Source organism: Piscinibacter sp., assembly GCF_047600445.1.
Taxonomy (GTDB): Bacteria; Pseudomonadota; Gammaproteobacteria; order Burkholderiales; family Burkholderiaceae_C; genus Piscinibacter.
This window is the reverse complement of the sequence record NZ_JASGKT010000002.1, coordinates 774,048-792,922: the sequence shown is the minus strand read 5'-3', so window position 1 is coordinate 792,922 and position 18,875 is coordinate 774,048. Positions and strand designations below refer to the sequence as shown.

Annotated in this window: 21 protein-coding genes and 1 riboswitch; of the genes, 13 read left to right on the top strand and 8 right to left on the bottom strand. The window is 70.6% G+C overall.

From position 1 onward, the window contains the following. Position 1: 1 nt before the first annotated feature. The 5 genes from QM792_RS07770 to QM792_RS07750 all read left to right on the top strand — a co-directional run bounded on the left by QM792_RS07770 (position 2) and on the right by QM792_RS07750 (position 4,418). Entirely contained in the window at positions 2-742 is a 741-nt protein-coding gene (locus tag QM792_RS07770; protein ID WP_415148954.1) for a MotA/TolQ/ExbB proton channel family protein, read from the top strand. Between the two features lie 10 nt (positions 743-752). After that, entirely contained in the window at positions 753-1,172 is a 420-nt protein-coding gene (locus QM792_RS07765) for an ExbD/TolR family protein (RefSeq protein ID WP_415148953.1), read from the top strand. 96 nt (positions 1,173-1,268) lie between these two features. Then, on the top strand, positions 1,269-3,569 hold the full coding sequence (locus QM792_RS07760) for a TonB-dependent receptor (RefSeq protein ID WP_415148951.1): 2,301 nt from the start codon (positions 1,269-1,271) through the stop codon (positions 3,567-3,569). A 28-nt stretch (positions 3,570-3,597) separates the two neighbouring features. Then, complete coding sequence (locus QM792_RS07755; protein ID WP_415148949.1) at positions 3,598-3,900, top strand: PepSY domain-containing protein; 303 nt, start codon at positions 3,598-3,600, stop codon at positions 3,898-3,900. After that, positions 3,897-4,418 (top strand): cytochrome b/b6 domain-containing protein, encoded by a 522-nt coding sequence (locus tag QM792_RS07750; RefSeq protein WP_415148947.1) that lies wholly within the window; start codon positions 3,897-3,899, stop codon positions 4,416-4,418. The genes QM792_RS07755 and QM792_RS07750 overlap by 4 nt, the downstream gene beginning before the upstream one ends. Here QM792_RS07750 and ybaK read toward each other — a convergent pair whose 3' ends face one another. From ybaK to QM792_RS07735, 3 genes are read right to left on the bottom strand one after another with little or no spacing between them, the layout of a single operon-like run. Further along, positions 4,419-4,907, bottom strand: coding sequence for a Cys-tRNA(Pro) deacylase (ybaK, locus tag QM792_RS07745; RefSeq protein WP_415148946.1), 489 nt, complete (start codon positions 4,905-4,907; stop codon positions 4,419-4,421). It lies immediately after the preceding gene. Between the two features lie 6 nt (positions 4,908-4,913). Next, positions 4,914-5,525 carry a rhomboid family intramembrane serine protease gene (locus tag QM792_RS07740; RefSeq protein ID WP_415148945.1) on the bottom strand — a complete coding sequence of 204 codons (612 nt, stop codon included), beginning with the start codon at positions 5,523-5,525 and terminating at the stop codon, positions 4,914-4,916. Between the two features lie 2 nt (positions 5,526-5,527). Continuing rightward, entirely contained in the window at positions 5,528-6,526 is a 999-nt protein-coding gene (locus tag QM792_RS07735; RefSeq protein ID WP_415148943.1) for an aldo/keto reductase, read from the bottom strand. On the opposite strand from QM792_RS07735, the gene QM792_RS07730 reads away from it, so the two are divergent. The 4 genes from QM792_RS07730 (at position 6,488) to QM792_RS07715 (ending at position 9,918) form a co-directional block, all read left to right on the top strand. Continuing rightward, entirely contained in the window at positions 6,488-7,327 is an 840-nt protein-coding gene (locus tag QM792_RS07730; protein ID WP_415148942.1) for a hypothetical protein, read from the top strand. The genes QM792_RS07735 and QM792_RS07730 overlap by 39 nt on opposite strands. An 80-nt stretch (positions 7,328-7,407) precedes the next feature. Then, positions 7,408-7,565: riboswitch (FMN riboswitch) on the top strand. Between the two features lie 82 nt (positions 7,566-7,647). Then, entirely contained in the window at positions 7,648-8,160 is a 513-nt protein-coding gene (locus tag QM792_RS07725) for a 6,7-dimethyl-8-ribityllumazine synthase (RefSeq protein ID WP_415148940.1), read from the top strand. Positions 8,161-8,215: 55 nt separating this feature from the next. Then, complete coding sequence (locus QM792_RS07720) at positions 8,216-8,446, top strand: addiction module protein (RefSeq protein ID WP_415148938.1); 231 nt, start codon at positions 8,216-8,218, stop codon at positions 8,444-8,446. Positions 8,447-8,700: 254 nt separating this feature from the next. Then, the gene (locus QM792_RS07715; protein WP_415148937.1) at positions 8,701-9,918 is read left to right on the top strand and encodes an MFS transporter; all 1,218 of its coding nucleotides are present in this window, start codon (positions 8,701-8,703) and stop codon (positions 9,916-9,918) included. A gap of 3 nt (positions 9,919-9,921) precedes the next feature. Here QM792_RS07715 and QM792_RS07710 read toward each other — a convergent pair whose 3' ends face one another. Together QM792_RS07710 and QM792_RS07705 are read right to left on the bottom strand one after the other, a co-directional pair. Then, positions 9,922-10,614, bottom strand: a complete 693-nt coding sequence (locus tag QM792_RS07710) for a transglutaminase domain-containing protein (RefSeq protein ID WP_415148935.1) — start codon at positions 10,612-10,614, stop codon at positions 9,922-9,924. A gap of 4 nt (positions 10,615-10,618) precedes the next feature. Continuing rightward, positions 10,619-12,322, bottom strand: coding sequence for an acyl-CoA synthetase (locus tag QM792_RS07705; RefSeq protein ID WP_415148933.1), 1,704 nt, complete (start codon positions 12,320-12,322; stop codon positions 10,619-10,621). Between the two features lie 104 nt (positions 12,323-12,426). Here QM792_RS07705 and QM792_RS07700 point away from each other — a divergent pair, with 104 nt between their 5' ends. The 3 genes from QM792_RS07700 (at position 12,427) to QM792_RS07690 (ending at position 14,987) form a co-directional block, all read left to right on the top strand. After that, a complete protein-coding gene (locus QM792_RS07700) occupies positions 12,427-13,350 on the top strand; it encodes an alpha/beta fold hydrolase (protein ID WP_415148932.1) in 924 nt (307 codons plus the stop codon). 120 nt (positions 13,351-13,470) lie between these two features. After that, positions 13,471-13,986 carry a sigma-70 family RNA polymerase sigma factor gene (locus tag QM792_RS07695; RefSeq protein WP_415148931.1) on the top strand — a complete coding sequence of 172 codons (516 nt, stop codon included), beginning with the start codon at positions 13,471-13,473 and terminating at the stop codon, positions 13,984-13,986. Then, positions 13,983-14,987 (top strand): FecR domain-containing protein, encoded by a 1,005-nt coding sequence (locus QM792_RS07690; protein WP_415148929.1) that lies wholly within the window; start codon positions 13,983-13,985, stop codon positions 14,985-14,987. The genes QM792_RS07695 and QM792_RS07690 overlap by 4 nt, the downstream gene beginning before the upstream one ends. 46 nt (positions 14,988-15,033) lie before the next feature. Here QM792_RS07690 and QM792_RS07685 read toward each other — a convergent pair whose 3' ends face one another. Further along, entirely contained in the window at positions 15,034-15,315 is a 282-nt protein-coding gene (locus tag QM792_RS07685) for a type II toxin-antitoxin system RelE/ParE family toxin (protein WP_415148928.1), read from the bottom strand. Further along, positions 15,315-15,602 carry a CopG family ribbon-helix-helix protein gene (locus QM792_RS07680; RefSeq protein ID WP_415148926.1) on the bottom strand — a complete coding sequence of 96 codons (288 nt, stop codon included), beginning with the start codon at positions 15,600-15,602 and terminating at the stop codon, positions 15,315-15,317. The genes QM792_RS07685 and QM792_RS07680 overlap by 1 nt, the downstream gene beginning before the upstream one ends. Before the next feature lie 123 nt (positions 15,603-15,725). Between QM792_RS07680 and QM792_RS07675 the strand changes: the two genes are divergently transcribed. Next, positions 15,726-18,275 (top strand): TonB-dependent siderophore receptor, encoded by a 2,550-nt coding sequence (locus tag QM792_RS07675; RefSeq protein WP_415148924.1) that lies wholly within the window; start codon positions 15,726-15,728, stop codon positions 18,273-18,275. Between the two features lie 31 nt (positions 18,276-18,306). Here QM792_RS07675 and QM792_RS07670 read toward each other — a convergent pair whose 3' ends face one another. Next, positions 18,307-18,759, bottom strand: coding sequence for a hypothetical protein (locus tag QM792_RS07670; protein ID WP_415148923.1), 453 nt, complete (start codon positions 18,757-18,759; stop codon positions 18,307-18,309). Between the last annotated feature and the right edge of the window lie 116 nt (positions 18,760-18,875).

The window sequence follows — 18,875 nt, the reverse complement described above, 5'->3', positions numbered from 1 at the left end:
CTTGAACGACACCGCCAACCTCGGCTTCGGCCACTTCATCGCGCAGAGCGACGTGGTGGGCAAGACGCTGCTCGCGATCCTGCTGATCATGTCGGTGGCCTCGTGGTCGATCATCGTCGTGCGCGGCATCGCGCTGCTGGTCAGCAAGCGCCGCAGCGAGCGCTTCCTGAACTTCTTCTGGAACGCCAGCTCGCTGGAGGCGGTCGCCAACGAGATCAGCACGCACGGCGCGCGCGACCCGTTCTCGCACCTGGCCAGCCACGCGATGCACGCGCGCCAGCACCACGCGCGCTACGGCGCCGCCAAGCTCGAAGAGGCCGGCAGCGCGGGCGACTTCGTCACGCGCACCATCAAGAAGGTGCTCGACGAGGAGACCACGCGCCTGGAGAACGGCCTCGCGGCGCTGGCCACCGTCGGCGCCACCGCGCCTTTCGTCGGCCTGTTCGGCACGGTCTGGGGCGTGTACCACGCGCTGGTGGCCATCGGCATGAGCGGCTCGGGCACGCTCGACAAGGTGGCCGGCCCGGTGGGCGAGGCGCTGATCATGACCGGCGTCGGCCTGGCGGTCGCGATTCCCGCGGTGATGGGCTACAACTGGCTGACGCGCACCAACCGCGTCGTGCTGTCGCGCCTGGACGCCTTCGCCTACGAGATGCACACCTTCGTGGCGATGGGCCAGCCGCTGGCCGCCTCCGATGCGCCCGCGGCCGCGCCGCTGGCGCTGAAGACGGCGCGCGCCTGAGGAGACGGCGATGGCCTTCGCGAGCTTCGACGCCCAGCGCGGCAGCGCGCCCACCTCCGAGATCAACATGGTGCCGCTGATCGACGTGATGCTGGTGCTGCTGGTGATCTTCATCGTCACCGCGCCGCTGCTGACCAACGCGGTCAAGCTGGAACTGCCCAAGGTGGACTCGACGCCCAACATCGCGCGGGCGGAGAAGATCGAGTTCGCGATCACGCCCTCGGGCCAGTGGTTCTGGAACGGCGAGCCGGTCGACCGCGCCGAGGCGCGGCGCCGCTTCGCGCTGGAGAGCCGGCGCGTGCCGCAGCCCGAGGTGCACCTGCGCGCCGACCAGGACACGCCCTACCGCTTCGTCGCCCAGGTGCTGGGCGACGCGTCGAACGCCGGCCTCGCCAAGATCGGCTTCGTCAGCGAGCCGGAGCCGCGCTGAGGACGGCGCGCGCACCTCTTTCCCCCACAGCCAGCCGGCCCGCCATGCGGTGCCGGCAAGCCAGCGTTTCAACGAAGAAATCCCATTGGAGAAGCCATGAGCAAGAAGACCGACTGCCTGCGTGACGCCCCACCCCAGATGCTGCCGCTCGGCGCGCTGGCCGCCGGATTCGGCATGATGCTGGCCGGCGGCAGCGCGCTGGCGCAGCAGGCCGCGACGCCGCCGGCGTCCGCCGCCTCGGCCCCGGCCGAAGCGACGCTGCCCGAGGTGAAGGTGAAGGCCTCGGTCGAGGAATCCGCCAAGGAGACGCTGCAAGTCAACAAGACGAGCATCGGCAAGGGCCGGCAGGAGATCCGCGACATCCCGCAGTCGGTCACCGTGATGACCGAGAAGCTGCTCGACGACGTCAAGCTCGACACGCTGCGCCAGGCGCTGCACTACACCGCCGGCATCACCTTCGCGGCCACCGAGAACGGCACCGACCAGGACATCCGCATGCGCGGCTTCCCGGTCGCGACGACGGGCGACCTGCTGATCGACGGCATGAAGGACCCCTCGCAGTACGACCGCGACAGCTTCAACTACGACCGCATCGAGGTGATGCGCGGCGCGGCCTCGATGCTGTTCGGCCGCGGCTCCACCGGCGGCGTGATCAACCAGGTGACCAAGAAGCCGGTGCTGGCCGATCTCAACGAGGTCATCACCACCATCGGCAGCGGCGAGAACCTGCGCTTCACCGGCGACTTCAACAAGCGCCTCGGCGAAGAAACCGCATTCCGCCTCAACGCCGTCGTGCAGTCGGCCGACAACCACGGCGCGAAGATCGACAAGCAGGGCATCGCGCCGACCATCACCTGGGGTGCGGGCAGCAGCGACGAAGTCACGCTCGGCGGCTTCTACCTGAACGTGAACAACGTGCCGATGTCCAACCTGCGCTACCTGCAAGGCAGCGTGGCCACCGGCATCCCGGCGAAGAACTTCTACGGCACCGACAGCGACTACCTGCTCGGCAGGGCGGCCTACGCCACCGGCATCTGGACGCACCGCTTCGGCGACGGCAACGGCGAGCTGCGCACGCAGTTCCGCACCGGCAACTACCGCCGCGCCACCTGGGGCACCACGGCCGGCTACTGCGGCGTGGCGCTCACGCCCGCCGGCACCTGCCCGGCCGGCACGCCGGCGGTGACCCGCGCGACCTTCAGCCGCGACACCGCGCTGACGCGCAGCGGCCTGTCGCCGCGCAAGGACGACATAGACGGCACCTACCTGCAAATCGACTACAGCAACCGCTTCGCCTGGTTCGGCATGCGCCACGACGTGCTGGCCGGCATCGACGCCTCGCGCGAATCGGCCGACCGCTTCACCGCCTACGGCGCCGTCGGCACCAACTACAACAAGGGCGGCACCAGCGTCGCCACGCCCGACGACGGCCGCGTGACCGCCGCCGTGCCCACCTACCGCAAGGGCAGCGACTACGCCGGCCGCGCGCTGGGCGCCTACGTGCAGGACCTGGTCTCGCTGACCGAGCACTGGAAGCTGCTCGGCGGCCTGCGCTACGACAAGGTCGAGGCCACCATGCACAGCCTGGCCTACGCCAACGCCGCCACGCCGACGGTGCCCAGCGCGGTCACCGAGTCGCGGCTGAAGTACCCGGGCCTGTGGAGCCGCCGCTTCGGCGTGCTGTTCCAGCCGACGCCGTTCCAGTCGTACCACGTCTCCTACGGCACCTCGTTCAACACCTCGGCCGACACCTACCAGTACACCAACCAGCAGACCGCCAGCGTCGGCGCCGAGAAGAGCCGCAACATCGAGGTGGGCGCCAAGCTCGACTGGCTGAACGGCCAGCTCTCGACGCGCGCGGCGCTGTTCCGCACCGAGAAGTACAACGAGCGCACCACCGACTCCGACTTCGCCGGCAACTTCCCGGTGCTGTCGGGCAAGCGCCATTCGCAGGGCCTGGAACTCGACGTGGTGGGGCGCGTGACGCCCGCGCTGGAGGTGTACATGTCGTACTCGTACATCCAGGAGGCCAAGATCGACAAGGTCGGCACCGCCGTCAACCTGACCACCGACGACGTCGGCCTCAGCCCCAAGCACACCGGCGCGGCCTGGTTCAGCTACCAGTTGATGCCGCAACTGCGCATCGCCGCCGGCGCGCGCGCCGCGTCGACCAACCGCCCGCTGCAAGGCGGCACGGCGGCGGCCTCGCTGACGGCCAGCGTGCCGCGCTACGTGGTCTACGACACGATGGCCGAGTACACCTTCAACGAGGACATCTACGCGCAGGTCAACGTGAGCAACCTGACCAACAAGGTCTACGGCGACCAGCTCTACCCGGGCTTCTACACGCCGGGCGAAGCGCGCAACATCAAGCTCACGCTGGGCATGCGCTTCTGAGGCCATGGCCGCGCACCGGAGTCCCGACATGAAGACCATCGTTCGATCGACCCTGGCCCTGCTGCTCGCCGCCGCCGGCGGCGCGGCCCTCGCCCACGGCGACGTGGACTGCCCGAACGAGCCCAAGGAGCAGTGGCAGCCGCAGATGGCGCTGCAGCGCAAGCTGGTCGACGCCGGCTGGCGCGTGCGCCAGGTGAAGACCTTCGGCACCTGCTACGAGGTCTACGGCTTCGACGCCAAGGGCGAGCGGGTGGAGGCCTTCTTCAACCCGAAGACCTTCGAGCGCATCGAGCCGCGCGGCTCGGCAGCCTCGGCGCCCGCGGCGAAGTGAAACCCGCCGCGGTGCCGGTGTGGGATGCGCTGGTGCGCAGCCTGCACTGGCTGCTGGCCGTCACGGTCGGCGCGGCGTGGGTCACCGGGCACTGGTTTCATCCGCTGCACCACGCGCTGGGCTACGGCGCGGCGGCGATCGTCGCCGCGCGCATCCCCTGGGGCGTGTGGGGCAGTCGGCACGCGCGCTTCGCCGACTTCGTGCGCGGCCCGCGCGCCACCTGGCGCTACGCGCGGGCGCTGCTGCGCGGACGGGCGCCGCGCCACCTCGGCCACAACCCGCTGGGCGGCTGGATGATCGTGGCGCTGCTGGGCTGCGTGGCGCTGACCAGCCTCACCGGCTTTCTCTACACCACCGACTGGCTGTGGGGCTACGCCTGGCTGGAAGCGCTGCACGCCGCGCTGGCCTGGCTGCTCGCCGCGCTGGTGGCCGGCCACCTGTGCGGCGTGCTGGTGATGAGCGCGCTGGAGGGCGAGAACCTGGTGGCGGGGATGTTGACGGGGAAGAAGCGGCCCTAGTCAGATCGCGCAATTCACCGCCTTCGCCCCCAGGTGCTGCGTGAGCACCGCCGGCTCGATCTCCACCAGGTACCCGCGCCGCCCGCCGTTGATGCAGATGCGCGGCAGCGCGAGCACCGATGCCTCCACATACACCGGCATCGCCTTGCGCGTGCCGAAGGGCGAGGTGCCGCCCACCTGGTAGCCGCTGTGGCGCTGCGCCACCTCGGGCGCGCAGGGCTCGACCGACTTCGCGCCGATGGCGCGCGCGAGGTTCTTGGTGCTCACCTGCCTGTCGCCGTGCATCAGCACGACCAGCGGCTCGCGCTTGTCGTCCTGCATCACCAGCGTCTTGACCACCGCGTGCTCGTCCACGCCGAGCTGGCGCGCCGACTCGGCCGTGCCGCCGTGCTCCACGTAGTCGTAGACGTGTTCGGTGAAGGCGATGCCGCGCTCGCGCAGCCAGGCGGTGGCGGGCGTCTCGCTGACGTGCTTGTCCTTCTTCGCCATGCGGATTCAACCGAGCCAGGTGGACAGCGCGCGGCCCAGCGAGCCCGGCGCCGCCAGCGCCATGAACAGCAGCCCCGCCAGTGCGCCGGCGGCATGCGCGTCGTGGTTGATGCGCCCGACGCCGCTGCGCCCGGCCAGCACGCTGTAGGCGAGGTAGCCGACGGCGAACAGCGGCGCCGGGATCGGGAACGGGATCGGCAGGATGTACAGCGACGAACCCGGGTTGACCACGATCGCCGCGAACACCACCGCCAGGATCGCCCCCGAGGCGCCGAGGCTGGAATAGCCCGGCTGGCGGCGATGGATCAGCCAGGTGGCGATGCTGCTGGCCAGCAGCCCGAACGCATACAGCGCCACGAAGGCCGGCGTGCCGAGCGCGCGCTCCAGGTCGAAGCCGAAGGCCCAGAAGCTGAAGCCGTTGAACAGCAGGTGCGCCACGTCGGCATGGATGAAGCCGCTGGTGACCAGCGTGTGCCACTGCCGCTGCGGCACGAGGTGGAAGGGCCGCAACAGGTTGCGCTCGACGAGCTGCGGCATGCCGTTCAGCCCGAGCAGGCTGACGACGACGATGACGGCGAGGATCAGCGTCGCGGCGGGCGCGCCGGCGAGAAGGTCCACGCCTACTGCGCCGGATCGCGCTGCGCCCAGCGGATCGCGTCGATCTCCGCCAGCACCTGCGGCGACAGCGCCAGGCCCCAGGCGGCGAGGTCGTCGTCGAGCTGCGCCTTCGTGGTCACGCCGATGATGGTGCTGGCCACGCGCCAGTTGGTGTAGCAGAAGGCCAGCGCCAGGTGCGCCGGCGCGAGGCCGTGCCGGCGGGCCAGCGCGTTGTAGCGCCTGGCGGCTTCCAGCGCCTCGGGGCGCGCCCAGCGCTGCTTCTTCATGCTGTCGAACATCGCCAGCCGGCCGGGCTGCACGCTGCCGTTCAGCCCGCTCTCGTCGTACTTGCCGGTCAGCGCGCCGAAGGCCAGCGGCGAGTAGGCGAGCAGCGACACGCCGAGCCGGTGCATCACCTCGTCGAGCCCGTTGTCGAGCGCGCGGCTGGTCAGCGCGTAGGGGTTCTGCACGCTGGCGATGCGCGGCAGGCCGTGTATCTCGGCGAGCTTGACGAACTCGGCCACGCCGTAGGACGACTCGTTCGACACGCCGACGTGGCGCACCTTGCCGGCCTTCACCAGCGCGCCCAGCGCGTCGAGTTGCTCGTGGATGCCGCTGACCTCGCGCTCCTTGGTCGGGTCGAAATACAGCGCGCCGAAGCTCGGCACGTTGCGCGCCGGCCAGTGGATCTGGTAGAGGTCGATCACGTCGGTGCGCAGGCGCTTCAGGCTGGCGTCGCAGGCGGCCAGGATGTCGGCGCGCGTCAGGTTGGCGCTGCCGTTGCGGATCCAGTCCATGCCGCGCGACGGCCCGGCCACCTTGGTGGCCAGCACCACCTTCTTCCGCACGCCGGGGCGCGCGGCGAACCAGTTGCCGATGATGGTCTCGGTGGCGCCGTAGGTCTCGCGCCGCGCCGGCACCGAGTACATCTCGGCGGTGTCGATGAAGTTGATGCCGCGCTCGACCGCGTGGTCGAGGATGGCGTGCGCGTCGCGCTCGGCGACCTGCTCGCCGAAGGTCATCGTGCCGAGGCAGACGGGCGTGACCGCCAGATCGCTGCGGCCGAGGGTGCGAAGGGGGAGTGCTGCGGAGGTCATGGCGGCGAGTCTACGGCGCGCGCGTGCTCTATGCTTGCGCGACATCCGCCACTCGCCGCCCACACCTTGATGACACTCGCCCGCACCCTCGCCTGCCTCTGCGCGGCCGCCGCGCTCGCGGCCTGCTCGACGCCGCCCGCATCGCCTTCACCCGCGGCGGCGACACCTTCGGTGAAACGCGCGTCGCCGGCGGTGCCCAGCGCCGAGCCGGGCGTGCCGGCCTACCTGCTCGCCAACGAAGGCTGCGCGATCGTCGCCGGCGGCGCGATCGGCAGCCGCTTCGCCGACGCCAAGGTCAGCGCGATGTGGACGCGCATCAACGCGGCGGTGACCACCGAGCTGCACGACCGGCTGGTGGCGCAGCGCTATCGCGTCGTCAAGCTGCTGGTGCCCGAGGGGATCACCGGCACGGCCGAGCAGATGGTGTTCGAGAGCGTCGCCGCGCAGCGCTGCAGCCGCGTGCTGCAGGTGGCGCACAAGGTCGACGAGGATGCGGCGGGCAGGTTCTTCCGCTTCGACGTCACGCTGTTCCGCGCGGTGCCGAAGGAAGGCGCTGCCGCCGAGGCTGCGCCCGGGATGGTCAGCGTGGTTGCCCGAGGCGAGTTCCAGCGCAGCTACCGCTATCCGCGCACGCAGGAGACGTTCGAGAATTTCTACACAGGGGACTTCGCGGAGAAGGTGTTGGCGGATTTGCGGGCGAGTGGGGGATTGGAGGTGTTGCGGTGAAAAACTCGGCGGGGTGATGGCTGAAGGATCGGCCGCGCACCTGCCCTTCTACAATCCCCCCGCCAGCCTTCGCGGGCCGGCAGCGTTCTCAGGGCGGGGCGGAATTCCCCACCGGCGGTATCTGCGGGCAACCGCGGGAGCCCGCGAGCGCCTGGTATCCGCCCTTGCGGTGCCGGGGTCAGCAGATCTGGTGCGACGCCAGAGCCGACGGTCACAGTCCGGATGAAAGAGAGCGCGTAGCCTCGGCGTCGGCGCGCATGCGCACGGCGCCGCGTATGCGTGCATGCCCTGATTCTGGTAGCCACTCTGGTGAGAACCCCATGAATCAGCTTTCCCACTCTCCCGCAGCAGCGCCGCAACCCGCAGCGCCGCATTCACGGCCGCGCCGGGTGGCCATCGTCGCGTCGGCGTGGCATCGCGACATCGTCGCCACGGGCACGGCCGCGATGCGCGCCGAACTCGAACGGAATCACGTGGCGCCGGACCGGATTGATCTGTTCGAGGTGCCGGGCGCGTTCGAGATACCGCTGCACGCGAAGCGTCTGGCCCGCTGCGGACGCTACGACGCCATCATCGCCTGCGGCCTCGTGGTCAACGGCGGCATCTACCGCCACGAGTTCGTCGCCTCGGCCGTCATCGACGCGTTGATGCGGGTTCAAATGGAAACCGACACGCCGGTCCTGTCCGCGGTGCTGACACCGCGAGACTTCCACGAGCACGCGGACCACCAGCGGTTCTTCCGCGAGCACTTCGTCAAGAAGGGAACGGAGGCCGCGCAGGCGTGTCTCCAGACGATGGCGAGTCTCGACGCCCTTCCGCGCGACGGCGGGTGATCCGCTACTCGAATCGACCCAGGAGTGGCTCACCGCACCCTTCGGAGTGCTCACCATGCCCGGTACCGCCGCCGAGCTTGCGTTTCGAGGCAAGCAACTGCCACGCGGGGAGCGTGAGCGCCTTGTCGATGAGCTGCTCGAGTCGCTGAACGAGCCGGCATCCACCGAACTCGACGCGGCTTGGGCAGCGGAGATCGAGCGTCGCCTGGCGGCATACGACCGCGGCGAGGCGCAGGCGCTCTCCGCCGAAGAAGTCTTCGCCAAGGCGCGGGCCATCGCGAAGTGATCGCGGTCCAGGTTCTGCCGCAGGCAGAGGCAGAACTGCTTCACGAGGTCGAGTACTACTCGGTCACGCCAGGCTTGCGCCGCCGCTGCTCGACAGCGAGGCCACGCGCCGCGCCATACGTGCCTCGGCGCGAGCCCGGCCTCGCCGGGTTGGGCGACCAGTGCCGCCGCCAGCGCGCGGCGCGCGCTGTACTGGCGCGGCACCACCGCGTCTGTACCGATGCGCCCCTGCCGCCGCGGTTCACAATGCCTCGCATGCACGCCGCCGATTCACGCTACGCCTGGGCACGCCTGGCCGCGACGCTCGGGCTGATGACCATCGGCTCGGCGGCGATGTACGTGGTCGCGGTGGTGCTGCCGGCGGTGCAGGCCGAGTTCGGCGTCGCGCGCGCCGATGCGTCGCTGCCCTACACGCTGCTGATGGTCGGCTTCGGCCTGGGCGGCGTGCTGATGGGCAAGCTGGCCGACCGCTTCGGCGTGATGGTGCCGGTGCTGGTCGGCTCGGTGGGCCTGGCGACCGGCTTCGCGCTCGCGGCGGCCAGCGGCAGCATCCTCGGCTTCGCGGTCGTCTCCGGGCTGCTGCTGGGCCTGCTCGGCAGTTCGGCCACCTTCGCGCCGCTGGTGGCCGACACCTCGCTGTGGTTCGTGCGCCGGCGCGGCATCGCGGTGGCGGTGTGCGCCAGCGGCAACTACGTGGCCGGCGCGGTCTGGCCGCCGATCGTGCAGCACCTGGTCGACACCATCGGCTGGCGCGGCGCCTACAACGTGCTGGCGGTCGTCAGCGCCGTGGCGATGCCGCTGCTCGCGCTGGCGCTCAAGGCGCGCCCGCCGGCGGCCGTCGCCGGGCTCACGCGCGGCGGCGCGGCGGCGCAGCCCTCGACGCGGCCGTTCGGCTTCTCGATGAACCAGGCGCAGGCGCTGCTGTGCGTGGCCGGCGTGGCCTGCTGCGTGGCGATGTCGATGCCGCAGGTGCACATCGTCGCCTACTGCACCGACCTCGGCTTCGGCGCCGCGCAGGGCGCGCGCATGCTCTCGCTGATGCTCGCCGCGGGCATCGTCAGCCGGCTGGTGTCGGGCCTGATCTGCGACCGCATCGGCGGCATCCGCACGCTGCTGCTCGGCTCGGTGCTGCAGGGCACGGCGCTGCTGCTGTTCCTGCCCTTCGACGGGCTGGTGTCGCTGTACGTGGTGTCGGCGCTGTTCGGCCTGTTCCAGGGCGGCATCGTGCCGAGCTACGCGATCATCGTGCGCGAGCACTTCCCCGCCGCCGAGGCCGGCGCGCGCGTCGGCACGGTGCTGATGTGCACGCTGTTCGGCATGGCGCTGGGCGGCTGGATGTCGGGCAAGGTGTTCGACCTGACCGGCTCGTACGACGCCGCCTTCGTCAACGGCATCGCCTGGAACCTGCTGAACCTCGGCATCGTGCTGCTGCTGTGGGGGCTGCGGCGGCGGCGCGCGGCAGCGGCGGCGTGACGATCAGGCCGGGCGGTCCACCTCACGCGCCACGTCGGCGTCGAAGCTCGCTTCGTGCATCGCCGCGTTTTCGCGCCGCCACATCGGGTAGGTGGCCTCGAAGGCGGCGGTGATGCGCTCCAGCGGCATGTCGTCGAAGGCGCCATGCTGGGTGACGTACTCCATGTGGCGGTTGCCGGCCTTGTCGAAGGGGTGGTAGATCGAGTCGCTGCGGCCGTCGAAGTCCAGCGGCAGCAGCCCGAAGCGCTCGCACAGCTCGATGTTGAAGGCGGGCGTGGCCTTGACCCAGCGGCCTTCGAGCCACAGGTCGGTGTAGCCGTGCCAGACGAACAGGTCGGTCTGCAGCGTGCGGCGCAGCCGCTCGGTGCTCAGGTGGTTGCGCACGTCGGCATAACCCACGCGCGCCGGGATGCCGGAGGCGCGCGCCACGGCGGCCAGCAGCGCCGCCTTGGGCACGCACCAGCCGTGGCCTTGCGCGATCACGCTGCTGGCGCGCATGCCCGCGACGCTCAGGTCGATGCGGTAGGGGTCGTAGCGGAAGCCGTCGCGCACCGCGTAGGCGAGCGCGACGGCGCGTTCGCGGTCGTCGCCGCCGACGGCGTGGCGCCGCGCGAAGGCGACCACCTCGGGGTGGTCGCTGTCGATCAGCGCGGTGGGGGCCAGCGCGGCGGGCGTGGGGGGCAGGGTCTGTTCCATGCCCTCAGTGTGCCCGCTGCGCGGCGCGCGCCTCTTCCTGCTGGCGCAAGACCTTGCGCTGCACTTTGCCGGTGGTGGTCATCGGCAGCGCGTCGATGAACTCGATCTCCTTCGGGTATTCGTAGGGCGCGAGCTTGCCGCGCACGTGGCGCTGCAGTTCGTCGACCAGCGCGTCGCCGGCCTCGAAGCCGGGCGCGAGCACCACGTAGGCCTTCACCAGCGCGCCACGCTCGCGGTCGGGCTTGGGCACCACCGCGGCGTTGGCCACGGCCGGGTGCTTCACCAGGCAGTTCTCCACCTCGCTCGGCCCGATGCGGTAGCCGGCCGCCTTGAACACGTCGTCGCTGCGGCCCTGGTACCAGAGGTAGCCGTCTTCATCCATCACCGCGGTGTCGCCGGTGCGACACCACGAATCGGCCGGGTCGCCGCTGAACTTGGCGCGCGTGGCGGCCTCGTTCCTCCAGTAGCCGAGGAAGAACACCGGGTCGGGGTGGCCGTGCCGGTCGCGCCGGTGCACCGCCACGTCGCCCGGCGTGCCGGGTGGGCATTCGCGGCCGTCGTCGTCGAGCACCGCGACGCGGTGGCCGGGGTAGGCGCGGCCCATGCTGCCCGGGCGCGCCGGCCAGCCGGCGTGCGCGCGGCCGGCGGCATCGACGAAGCGGCCGCAGTTGCCGACGACGTAGTTGATCTCGGTCTGGCCGAACATCTCGTTGGCCGCCACGCCCAGGTGCTCGCGGCACCAGGCGAACACCGCGTCGCCGACCGCCTCGCCGGCGCTCATCACGGCGCGCAGCGCGAGCGTGTAGCGTTCGCGCGGGCGCGGCACGGCCTTCATCATCGCCTTCAGCGCGGTCGGGAACAGGAAGGTGTGCGTGACGCCGTGGCGCTGCATCAGCTCGAAGGCGCGCTCGGGGCCGAAGCGGCCGTGGAAAGCGACGATCTCGCGGCCGAAGAACAGCGTGGGCAGCAAGGCGTCCATCAGGCCGCCGGTCCAAGCCCAGTCGGCCGGCGACCAGAACACCGCATCGTCCTGCGGAAACCAGTTCTGGCTGCACACGAAGCCGGGCAGGTTGCCCAGCAGCGCGCCGTGCGGGATCAGCGCGCCCTTGGGCGGGCCGGTGGTGCCACTGGTGTAGATCAGCAAGGCGCCCTCGCCGGCCCGCGTCGGCGCGGCGTCGAATTCGGGGCGCTCGGCGGCCAGCAGCGCGTCCCAGTCGCCATCGCCCTGGCCGGCGGCTTCGCCGGCCGCGATCACGTGGCGCAGCGCCGGGCAGTGGGGCCGCGCCGCGCGCAGGTTGGCGGCCGAGCTTTCGTCGACGATGGCCGCCACCGCCTCGCTGTGCCGCAGCCGGTACTCGAGCGCATCGGGCCCGAACAGCATCGACAGCGGCACCACCACCGCGCCGAGCTGCAGCACCGCCATGTCGGCCACCGCGGTCTCGAAGCGCTGCGGCATCGCCACCGCGACGCGGTCGCCGCGGCGCACGCCCAGGCGCGCCAGCGCGTTCGACAGCCGGTTCGCGTTGGCCTGCAGGTCGGCGTAGCTGAAGGCGGCGCGCCGGCCGTCCTCGTGCTCGTAGCGCACCGCCACCGCCTGCGGCGTCCGGCGCGCCCAGCGCGCGGCGCAGGCCTCGGCGATGTTGAAGTGCGCCGGCACGTGCCAGCGGAAGCCGGCGTGCAGCGCGGCGTGGTTGTCGACCGGGTTCATGCCGGCGAGCCTAAGGTGGCGCGCAAGCGGGCCGCATCGGGTCAAGCCCCGAAGCGCGCAGCGGCGCCCAGCGCCGCGCCGCGATTGGCCCTAGAGTGCGTGGCATGAACCCCGCTCCCGTCTACCAAGCGCGCCGCACGGCGCGCAGCGTCTTCGTCACCGTGCGCGGCCTGCGCTACCACCTGCTCGCCTGGGGCGACGCCTCGCTGGCCACGCCCGAGCGCCCGCCGCTGGTGCTGCTGCACGGCTGGATGGACGTGGCGGCCTCGTTCCAGTTCATGGTCGATGCGCTGTCGGCCGATCGTTACGTCGTCGCCGCCGACTGGCGCGGCTTCGGCCTGACCGACGCCTCGGGCCAGGACGGCTACTGGTTCACCGACTACCTCGGCGACCTCGACGCGCTGCTCGACCACCCCGAACTGGGGCTGGCCGGCCGCGCGGTCGACCTGCTCGGCCACAGCATGGGCGGCAACGTCGTGATGCTGTACGCCGGCGTCCGGCCCGGGCGCATCCGGCGGCTGGTCAACCTGGAAGGCTTCGGCATGCCCGCCACCGTGCCCGACGAGGCGCCCGGGCGTTACGCGCGCTGGCTCGACGAGCTGAAGACGCCGATGCAACTGCGCCGCTACGACAGCCTGGCCGAAGTGGCCGCGCGGCTGCGCAAGACCAACCCGCTGCTCGGCGAGGACAAGGCGGCGTGGCTGGCGCCGCACTGGGCGCGCCAGGACGGCGACGGGCGCTGGCGCATCCTCGGCGACACGGCGCACAAGCGCTCCAACCCGCAGCTCTACCGCGTCGACGAGGTGCTGGCGTGCTGGAAGCGGATCGAAGCCCCGCTGCTGTGGGTGGAAGGCGACCGCACCGACGTCGCGAAATGGTGGGGCCACCGCTACCCGCGCAGCGAGTTCGAGCAGCGCCTGGCGGTGGTGGCGAAGGTGCAGCGCCAGTTGCTCGCGCCGGCCGGGCACATGCTGCACCACGACCAGCCGGAGGCGCTGGCGCAGCGGCTGGAGACGTTCCTGGGCTGAGGCGGGCCGGCCGGCATTCCCGTTCTTGTGGTGTGCTGGCGTGGCTCGTAATAGAATGAGATCAATTCTCATTCTTGCGCAACGATCCGCCGCGTGCGCGACCATCCCGGAGAGTGCGCCGTGTCGGCCACCGAGCTTGCCCTGCACCACGAAGTCCATGCGCTGTTCAACGACCATCACGGTTGGCTACAGGCGTGGCTTCGGCGCCGGCTCGGCGACAGCTTCGACGCGGCCGACCTCGCGCAAGACGTCTTCATGCGCCTGCTGCTGCGCCGCCAGCCGGTGCAGGCACGCGAGCCGCGCGCGTTCCTCTCGACGATCGCGCATGGCCTGGTGGTCGAGCACTGGCGCCGCCGCGAGCTGGAGCGCGCCTGGCTCGAGACGCTCGCCGCGCTGCCCGAGCCCGAGACGCCCTCGCCCGAGAGCCGGCTGATCCTGCTCGAAGCGCTGATCGAGATCGACCGCGTACTCGATTCGCTCAAGCCCGCCGTGCGCAGCGCCTTCCTGCTCGCCCAGCTCGACGGGCTGACCTGCCCGCGCATCGCCGAGCGGCTGGGTGTGTCACTGGCCACCGCCGAGCGCTACATCGCCAAGGCGTTGCGCACTTGCTACGCGCTGCGCTTCGAGCGGCGATGAGCGGCACGACCTCGGCGGGCGCCGTGCCGGCGCTGCCTCGGGACATCGTCGAAGCGGCCATCGCCTGGGCGGTGCAGCTCGGCTACAACGAGCCGACGCCCGAGGCGCGCGGTGCCTTCGAGCGCTGGCTGGGCGCCGACCCGCGGCACGCGCTCGCCTGGCAGCGTGTCGATTCGCTACAGCAGCCGTTCGCCGTGGTGCCGCCCGCGCTGCTGCGTGCCACGCTGGCCACCGCCGAAACGAAGCGCGAGCAACGCTCGCCGCCCGGCCGGCGCCAGGTGAGCAAGCTGCTCGCGCTGGCGGGCGTGACGCTGGGGGCCGGCTGGGCGGTGCGCGAGCACGCGCCGTGGCAGCGCCTGCTGGCCGATGCGAGCACCACCACCGGCGAGCAGAAAACACTGCACCTGTCCGACGGCAGCGTGATCGTGCTCAACACCGACAGCGCCGTCAGCACCGAGCTGGGCCACGAGCACCGCCTCGTGATGCTGCGCCGCGGCGAGATGCTGGTCACCACCGGCGCCGACGGCGGGGAGACCGCCAAACGCCCATTCTGGGTGCACACGCCGTTCGGCGCGCTGCGCGCGCTGGGCACGCGCTTCACCGTGCGGCTCGACGATCGGCGCGCACGCATCAGCGTGCAGGACGGCACGGTGGAGTTGCACCCGGCCGGCGGCGGCGCCGCGCACGTGCTGCGAGCCGGCCAGAGCCGCTGGCTGCACGACGGCGGCAGCGAGCCGATCGAAGCGCAAGGCTTCGAGCCCGACGCTTGGGCCGACGGCGTGATCGCCGGCAAGAACATCCGCCTGGCCGACCTGCTGGCCGAACTCGCGCGCTACCGCAACGGCCGCATCGTCTGCGACGAGCGCGTGGCCGACCTGCGCGTGTCGGGCCTGTTCCAGGTGCGCGACACCGACCGGACGCTGCAGTTCCTCGTGCAGACGCAGCCGGTGAGCGTGAGCTACCGGACGCGCTGGTGGGTCACGGTGGGGCCGGGACGGTAGGGCAGGCGAGTCACCTGCCCGGTCAGGGACCGCTGACGGGCATTCGTCACTTTTCCGGTGGCCACTGCCTGGTCGCGTGCAGCACACGAAGCACACGCACCAGTTCACCGACCACGTCGTAGGCCAGGATGTAGTTCTGGTGCGCCACCAATTCGCGAGTGCCGGCGACACGGCCACGCCGGCCGAGGCCGGGATGGTCGAGGAGTCGGCCGGCCTTCTCTTCGAACAGCTCATCGAGAGCCAAGGCGGCGACCGGGTTGTCGGCCTCGATGTAGTCGTAGATCGCTTCGCGGTCCTGGATGGCTTCGAGCGTCCAGAGCAGCTTCATCACTCGGGTGCTTCAAGCCTGCGTCGAGTGGCGGCGCGACGGGCTGCGAAGCTGGCTTCGACCTCGGCGGCAGGCACCAGGCGGCCAGCGTTGGCGGAGTTCAGGCCGGCTTGCACCTGGCCGCGGAACCAAGCATCGTGCTCGGCCGCCTCCTGCTGCTGTTGCACGAACTCGCGCATGAAATCGCGCAGGAGCTGCGCGCCCGTGCGGTCGCGGGCCTTCGCAGCCTGGGCGAACTCATGCTTCAAAACCTCGTCGACCCGGAAGGTAAAAGTTGCCTCGCTCATCGCGTTGCCTTGTGTGTTACACGATCAGTACATCGTAGCACTTCAAAAGAGTGAGGGGATTCCGGAGCTCGATCGGCCTACCAGGCAGGAGCACTTCAACACCTGCCTTGCCGAGAGACCGACATGACCTTCAAGCACCCGCGCACTAGCCGGCCCGCGAGCCGCGTCGCCCCTCGACCGACCGTGCTGGCGGCCGCCCTGCACGGCGCGCTGCTCGGCCTGGCCATCGCCGCGGCCGCGCTGCCGCAGCCGGCGCGCGCGCAGGCCGCCGCGACGGCGCTGCCGGCGGGCGAGGCCGTCAAGACCTTCAACGTGCCCGCCGGGCCGCTCGATGCGGCGCTGGATCGGTTTGCACGCACCGCCGGCGTCAACCTCTCGTACGACGCAGCGCTGGTCGCCGGGCTGACGACCAAGGGGCTCGCCGGCGACCACCGCGTCGCGGCCGCCCTCTCGCTGCTGCTGGCCGGCACGGGCATCGAAGCCGTGGCGCAGGCGGGCGGCGGGTATTCCTTGAGCAAGGCGGCGCGGGCCGCGCCGGCCGTCACGGTGCCGGCGGCGCCGGCCGCTGACCCGCCGCGTGAGGCCTTGCTGCCGACGGTCAAGGTGACGGCCCGGGCCGAGCGCGGCGGGGCTACGGAAGGTACGGGCTCCTACACCGCCACCGGCCCCGGAACCAGCGCCACGGGCCTGTCGCTGACGCTGCGCGAGACGCCGCAGTCGGTCAGCGTGCTGACGCGCGAACGCATCGACGACCAGGCGATGAGCACGCTCGACGACGCGCTTCGCAGCGTCACCGGCATGGTCGTCAGGAAAGGCGACTACGTGGGCGATTCCGGCAGCTTCAATGCGCGAGGCTTCGAGATCTCCAACCTGATGCTCGACGGGCTGCCGATCAGCACCGGCGCCAACGGCACGTTCAACCCGGACAACGATGCGCTGGACATCTACGACCGCATCGAAGTCGTGCGCGGCGCCACCGGCCTGATGACCGGCGCAGGCACTCCGTCTGCTTCGATCAATCTGGTGCGCAAGCGCCCCACGGACACGCCGCAGGCGCAGATCACGGCATCGGTAGGCAGTTGGAGCAACCGGCGCCTGGGCGTGGATGCCGGTACGCCGCTCAACGCCAGCGGCAGCGTGCGCGCCCGCGCCGTGGTCACCGCACAGGACACCGAGCAGTTCTACGCTGTCGCCCATGACCGCAACCACCAGTTCTACGGCGTCGTGGAGGCGGATGTGACACCCACGACCCTGGTTGCAGCCGGCTTGCACTACCGGCGGGTCGACAACGACGGCAGCGTCGCCAGCCTGCCGGCGCGGGAGGACGGGAGTTTCTATCCCGGCCTTTCCCGCCGCAGCAGCTTCGGCAACGCCTTCGACTACTGGAAGCAAACCGACAAGACCGCCTTTGCCGAAGTCACCCAGCAGCTTGGCGACGATTGGAGCGTCAAGCTCGCCGCCACCTGGAAGCGACCGGAGCAGGATCTGCTGTACTCCGGCATCGGAGCTTCGGACGACGACGGCACCCTGTACCAGGACACCCAGCGTTATGTGCTCGAAAGCAAGCAGGCAAGCTACGACCTGTCGCTGAAAGGCTCCTTCGAGTTGTTCCAGCGCCGCCACGAACTGGCGTTCGGCGCCAGTGCGCGTGAACACAACCTCAAAGCCAACGGCGGCTGGGCCGACTACGCCTGGACCACCGATGGGCCGGTGGTCGATCCGTACCACTGGAACCCGAACGTCGTACCTCGCCCCGTCATTCCCATGGATCTGTGGACGCAGCGCCTCGTCACGAAGCAGCACAGCTTCTATGCGGTCAGCCGCTGGCATCTGGCCGAGCCGCTCAAGCTGATCCTCGGCGCGCGCTCGCACAGCTACGACTTCGAGAACCGCCGCGATGACGTCGCCTACAAGGTCAGCAACGAGATCACGCCCTACGCCGGCGTGCTCTACGACATCGACGCGCGGCACACGGCTTACGCGAGCTGGACGGAGATCTTCCAGCCGCAGAGCAGCGTGGACCGCAACGGCGACTACCTGAAGCCGATCACCGGTGTGAATTACGAAGCCGGGGTGAAGGGCGAATACTTCGACAAGCGCCTCAACGCCAGCATCGCCTTGTTCCAGATCAGGCAGCAAAACCTCGCGGTGGACGATCTGGAAGGCCCGAATCCCTGCCCCGGCACGGGCTGGGGCTACTGCCAGCGCGCCTCGGGCGAGATCGAAAGCAAGGGTGTGGAACTGGAGGTCAGCGGAGCGCTGACGCCTCATTGGGAGATCACGGCCGGATTCACGCACGCCACGGCCAAATACACCAAGGACGCGGACCCGGCCCGCATCGGCACGCTGTACCGCCCCGAGCTTCCGCGCAACCAGTTCAGGCTGTCCACGATGTACAAACTGCCCGGTGCTTTGCAGCGTTGGCGCATCGGCGGCAACGTGTATGCGCAGAACCGCGTCAGCGGCTCATGGGGCAACGACCTGTCCAAGCAGAAGGCTTATGCCATCTTTGGCTTGCAGGTAGGCTATCGACCAACCGAGAAGATCGATCTGAGACTGGTAGTCAACAACCTGTTCGACAAGTACTACTACGCCAACGTCGGTTGGGGCACGGGCGGCAACGCCTTCGGCGCACCGTGCAATGCGATGCTGACGGCCGAATACCGCTTCTGACGGACGAAGCGCCTTCGCGGCGCAAGAGGCCTCAGCGCTTCAGCCCCAGCGCGCGGCGCACCATCTGCGCCGCCGATTCGCCCTTCACGCGCTCGACCTCCTCGACGAGGTGCTGCGCCACCTGGCGCAGTTCCTCGACGCCGCTGGCCTTCTCGATCTCGAGCGCGAAGCGGTAGCCCTTGAACAGGCCGAGCTGCTCCTTCGACAGCGCGTTCAGGCTGTCGTACAGCTCGCGGTAGCCCAGCCCCTCGCCTGCGGCGGCCGGCGCGGCCGGAGCCTCGGCGGCCGGCGGCGGCGCGGCGGCCGCGCGCGAGCGGCCGGCCTCGGCCAGCAGGCCGCCTTCGACCAGCAGCGTCAGGTCGGCGGCCGACGCGCCCTGCACCATCGAGAGCAACTGATCGGCGCTGCGCGTGCCGTCGGCGAGCACGAGCAGCGTGCGCGCGTGGCGCGGCAGCGCATGCGACCGGTCGCGGATCTCCGCCATGCCGGCTGCGGTCTTCGCGAGAACACTCGACACCTTGACTCCTCGGGTTGACGCGCGCCAGGCCCGTGTACCTGACACGAACTTGACACAGCACGGACTATCGTCCAGAAACGCGC

Excerpts from the sequence above, each read along its gene's own strand:
- QM792_RS07765 (WP_415148953.1), top strand. The coding sequence starts at position 753 with ATGGCCTTCGCGAGCTTCGACGCCCAGCGCGGCAGCGCGCCCACCTCC.
- QM792_RS07760 (WP_415148951.1), top strand. The coding sequence starts at position 1,269 with ATGAGCAAGAAGACCGACTGCCTGCGTGACGCCCCACCCCAGATGCTG.
- QM792_RS07755 (WP_415148949.1), top strand. The coding sequence starts at position 3,598 with ATGAAGACCATCGTTCGATCGACCCTGGCCCTGCTGCTCGCCGCCGCC.
- ybaK (WP_415148946.1), bottom strand. The coding sequence starts at position 4,907 with ATGGCGAAGAAGGACAAGCACGTCAGCGAGACGCCCGCCACCGCCTGG.
- QM792_RS07735 (WP_415148943.1), bottom strand. The coding sequence starts at position 6,526 with ATGACCTTCGGCGAGCAGGTCGCCGAGCGCGACGCGCACGCCATCCTC.
- QM792_RS07725 (WP_415148940.1), top strand. The coding sequence starts at position 7,648 with ATGAATCAGCTTTCCCACTCTCCCGCAGCAGCGCCGCAACCCGCAGCG.
- QM792_RS07720 (WP_415148938.1), top strand. The coding sequence starts at position 8,216 with ATGCCCGGTACCGCCGCCGAGCTTGCGTTTCGAGGCAAGCAACTGCCA.
- QM792_RS07715 (WP_415148937.1), top strand. The coding sequence starts at position 8,701 with ATGCACGCCGCCGATTCACGCTACGCCTGGGCACGCCTGGCCGCGACG.
- QM792_RS07710 (WP_415148935.1), bottom strand. The coding sequence starts at position 10,614 with ATGGAACAGACCCTGCCCCCCACGCCCGCCGCGCTGGCCCCCACCGCG.
- QM792_RS07705 (WP_415148933.1), bottom strand. The coding sequence starts at position 12,322 with ATGAACCCGGTCGACAACCACGCCGCGCTGCACGCCGGCTTCCGCTGG.
- QM792_RS07700 (WP_415148932.1), top strand. The coding sequence starts at position 12,427 with ATGAACCCCGCTCCCGTCTACCAAGCGCGCCGCACGGCGCGCAGCGTC.
- QM792_RS07690 (WP_415148929.1), top strand. The coding sequence starts at position 13,983 with ATGAGCGGCACGACCTCGGCGGGCGCCGTGCCGGCGCTGCCTCGGGAC.
- QM792_RS07685 (WP_415148928.1), bottom strand. The coding sequence starts at position 15,315 with ATGAAGCTGCTCTGGACGCTCGAAGCCATCCAGGACCGCGAAGCGATC.
- QM792_RS07680 (WP_415148926.1), bottom strand. The coding sequence starts at position 15,602 with ATGAGCGAGGCAACTTTTACCTTCCGGGTCGACGAGGTTTTGAAGCAT.
- QM792_RS07675 (WP_415148924.1), top strand. The coding sequence starts at position 15,726 with ATGACCTTCAAGCACCCGCGCACTAGCCGGCCCGCGAGCCGCGTCGCC.
- QM792_RS07670 (WP_415148923.1), bottom strand. The coding sequence starts at position 18,759 with ATGGCGGAGATCCGCGACCGGTCGCATGCGCTGCCGCGCCACGCGCGC.